Genomic DNA, 3,378 nt, shown 5'->3' with positions numbered 1-3,378 from the left:
CGAAACAACACCAAATCACCTAGCGTTCAACATGACTCGTTGATCACGCCGCGTGAACCACGCCAAATCCGAAGTCCACCACCTCCCGGGACGCTATCGCTGATGCCTCCACGGTCTCGGGGGAATGCCAACTCGACCAGATCGGTGCGCATGTGCTCATCGATGGCCCAGCCGATCACCCGCCGTGAGCAGCCGTCACGCACGGCACACAAATACAGCCAGCCCTCACCGGTGCGCAGATAGGTAATGTCGGAGGTCCACACCCGATCCAGCTCACCGGTGTCGAACCGGCGTTTCACCAGGTCGTTGGGTATCGGGGCGTCCAGGTCGACGACCGTGGTCGCCGGCGCGAAGGTGCGGGGGCTGATCCCGGCCAGACCCTGCCGGCGCAGCGAAGCCGCCACCGTCTTGCGTGACACCTGCTCGCCGTCCTCACGCAGATCGGCCAACACCCGCGGCGCCCCGTACACCCCGTCAGAGGCGTTGTGGAAGGCCGCGACCTTGGCGTCCAACGCCACACGGCGCTGCTGGGTCGGAGTCGGTCCGCGGTCGCAGCTGACACGCCACTTGTAGAACCCTGAGCGTGACACCTCGAGGAGTTCGCACATCCGTTTGACCGTGTAGATGGCCTTCTCTGCCTCGATCAGCCGGTAGGCTTCTACCGGTTCTGTTCGGAGACGAAGAAGGCCGCGGCTTTTTTCAAAAAGGCACGGTCCAAACGTAATTCGGCGTTCTCCTTGCGCAGACGCTCAAGCTCTGCGCGTTCATCAGCATCCAACACTGCATCAGTATCACCAGCAGCGGCCGATTCACGGATCAGGCGCACCCACCGACCCAACACTTGTTCGCCGACACCGATCTCGGCGGCCACGTGCGCCACCGGCCGGCCGGTCTCGATCACCAGGCGGGCAGTCTGCTCCCGGAACTCCGGGGTGTACTTCTTACGCTTGCCCGACATACGGACAACCTTCCCGCAGGACCAGCAGTCCCACCAGTCAGGTGTCCACCATCAAGGGTCAACCCCAGTAGATGACTCTTCGCAGCATCGGTGGGAACGCCAAGAACGGGATGAACCGCTCCCAGGCGTCCTCGAAGACCCGGACCGTGTTCGGGTTGCGCTGACCTAGATCGGAGGCCGCGAAGGCGTCCATCGCAGCCCTGGCTGCTTCGGCGTCAGCGGCCTGGTAGATCGACTTCAACGCGGTCGCGACGGCCTTACGCTGCCCGTAGGAGACGAATCGCATCGCCGCGCGGATCAGATGGACCACGCAGGTCTGGACCAGCGAGTCGGGCCAGGTCGCCTCGATCGCCTCGGGGAATCCGGTCAGGCCATCGCAGCACACGATGAGCACGTCGGCCACGCCGCGGTTGGCCAGCTCCGCGCATACCCCGGCCCAGAACTTCGCGCCCTCAGTGGTCTGAATCCATATCCCGAGAACGTGTTTGACACCGTCCATGTCCACACCGACGGCGATGTGAGCGGCCTTGTTGCGCACGTGAGCACCGTCGCGGACCTTGACCACGATCGCGTCGAGATAGACCACCGGGTAGAACGCCTCCAGCGGCCGGCGCTGCCAAACCAGCACCTCGTCGAGGACCTCGTCGGTGATCTTGGAGATGGTCTCGCGGCTGATCTCAGTGCCGATCGTGGACACCAGGTGATGCTCGATATCGCGCACCGTCATTCCCCCGGCGTACAGCGACACGATCATGTCGTCTAGACCGCCTATCCGTCGTGAGCCCTTGGGCACCAGCGTCGGGGCGAAGGTGGCATCGCGATCTCTTGGTATCGCGAGCTCGACGTCTCCGACGCTGGTCGCGACGGTCTTGGGATAGGTGCCGTTACGTGAGTTCGAGAACAACTCGGCCGCGGGATCGCCCTTCTCATATCCGAGATGGTCACTGAGTTCGGCCTGCAGACCACGCTCGAGGCCCGCCTTGATCAACTGCTCAATAAGCCCATCCTTGCCATCGAGTTGAACCTCACCGGCGTCGATCATCGAGTACAGCTCATCAAGGGCGCCCGAGGCCTCCAGGGCTTCCACACCCGCACGCTGCGCACGTCGACGTTCCTCACGATCAAGTTTCTTGTCCACCACGGTCATCAGTGTGTCTCGGCTTTCGGTTAGGAGCATCGCACCTCACACAAACCATCTGACACCTTCGCTGCCGTTCGCCGAATACCTCACCGCCCACCATTCCGACGTCACCAGCCTGGGCGAACTCGACCGCAGCTGTGTTGAGGGCTACCTCGGATGGAATCGCACCCGGGGCTGGCGCGGTCAGCGCGCCGCTGCGGGCGCCGGACGCACCGTCTCCGCCGCGGTGGCCCAGTCCGCAGTGCTGAGCCTGCGCAACTTACTCGACGACATCACCGCTTGGGGCTGGCAGCAGGCCCCATCGCGGCGGCTGGTCTTCGCCGCCGACGTCCCCAAACTTGACCAGCCGTTATCGCGCGCGTTGGCCCCAGACCTCGACGCGGCAGTGATGAAAGCCGTTGCTCACCTGCAGGATCCGTTCGCCCGTATCGGGTTGACCGTACTGCGTGGTGCCGGGCTGCGGGTCGGGGAACTGCTCGACCTCGAACTTGGCAGCATCGTCGACTACGGCGCTGCCGGGACGTGGCTGAAGGTGCCTCTGGGCAAGCTCGCCACCGAACGGATGGTCCCCCTCTCAGCGGTGACCCACGGCGCGCTCGACGAGTGGGTCGCTCTCCGCGGCATGCATCGGCCTCGGCCGCATCCGCGGACCGGTGTGCTCACCGACTTCCTGTTCACCCAGCATGGGCGCCGCCTGGGCTACACCCGGTTACGCAACGGTCTGCTCACCGCCGCCGAATCCACCAGCTTGCGCCGGCCCTGCGGTGGCGTCCTGGTGGTCACTCCTCATCAACTGCGCCACACCTGGGCTACCGAGCTAGCCAACGCCGGGATGGGTCTGCAGGCCTTGATGTCCCTGCTCGGACACGTCACGCCGCAGATGACGCTCCGCTACGCGACCCTGGCCTCACCCACCCTGCGCGTCGCCTACGACGAAGCGATGGGCAAGATGCGCCGCCAGTTCACCCTCACCCCGGTCGGTAAGCCGATCCTGCCCGACAAGGTCAGCTGGCTGCAGAGCGAAATGTTGAAAACCCGCGTCGCACACGGACACTGCGCCCCCCACGAATCCGCTGGTGCATGCCCGTACGCCAACATTTGCGAAAGGTGCGACAACTACATCACCGCCCCCGAATTCCGCGACGCGGTCACCGACCAACTCGCTGACGTCGAAGACCTTAGCCTCGATCCACGGACTGACCTGCTGTTATGTGAGTGTCGGAATGAGGAAAGTGCCCTCTGAGCTGGGATGATTGGTGTTCTCAAGCAACAATCGGGT

Annotated in this window: 2 protein-coding genes and 2 pseudogenes; 1 reads left to right on the top strand and 3 read right to left on the bottom strand. The window is 64.1% G+C overall.

Annotated elements, in window-relative coordinates:
* Positions 1–26: 26 nt before the first annotated feature.
* The 3 genes and pseudogenes from H7I57_RS17300 to H7I57_RS17290 all read right to left on the bottom strand — a co-directional run.
* Positions 27–644, bottom strand: a complete 618-nt coding sequence (locus H7I57_RS17300) for an IS3 family transposase (RefSeq protein WP_264024888.1) — start codon at positions 642–644, stop codon at positions 27–29.
* 14 nt (positions 645–658) lie between these two features.
* A complete protein-coding gene (locus H7I57_RS17295; RefSeq protein WP_264024887.1) occupies positions 659–958 on the bottom strand; it encodes a transposase in 300 nt (99 codons plus the stop codon).
* A gap of 67 nt (positions 959–1,025) precedes the next feature.
* A pseudogene (locus H7I57_RS17290) lies at positions 1,026–2,105 on the bottom strand (IS256 family transposase); the annotation flags it as partial.
* 61 nt (positions 2,106–2,166) lie between these two features.
* Here H7I57_RS17290 and H7I57_RS17285 point away from each other — a divergent pair.
* Positions 2,167–3,342: pseudogene (locus tag H7I57_RS17285) on the top strand (tyrosine-type recombinase/integrase); the annotation flags it as partial.
* Positions 3,343–3,378 lie beyond the last annotated feature (36 nt).

It is taken from the genome of Mycolicibacterium pyrenivorans, assembly GCF_025821625.1.
GTDB classification, from domain to species: domain Bacteria; phylum Actinomycetota; class Actinomycetes; order Mycobacteriales; family Mycobacteriaceae; genus Mycobacterium; species Mycobacterium pyrenivorans.
This window is presented reverse-complemented; position numbering and strand designations above follow the sequence as displayed.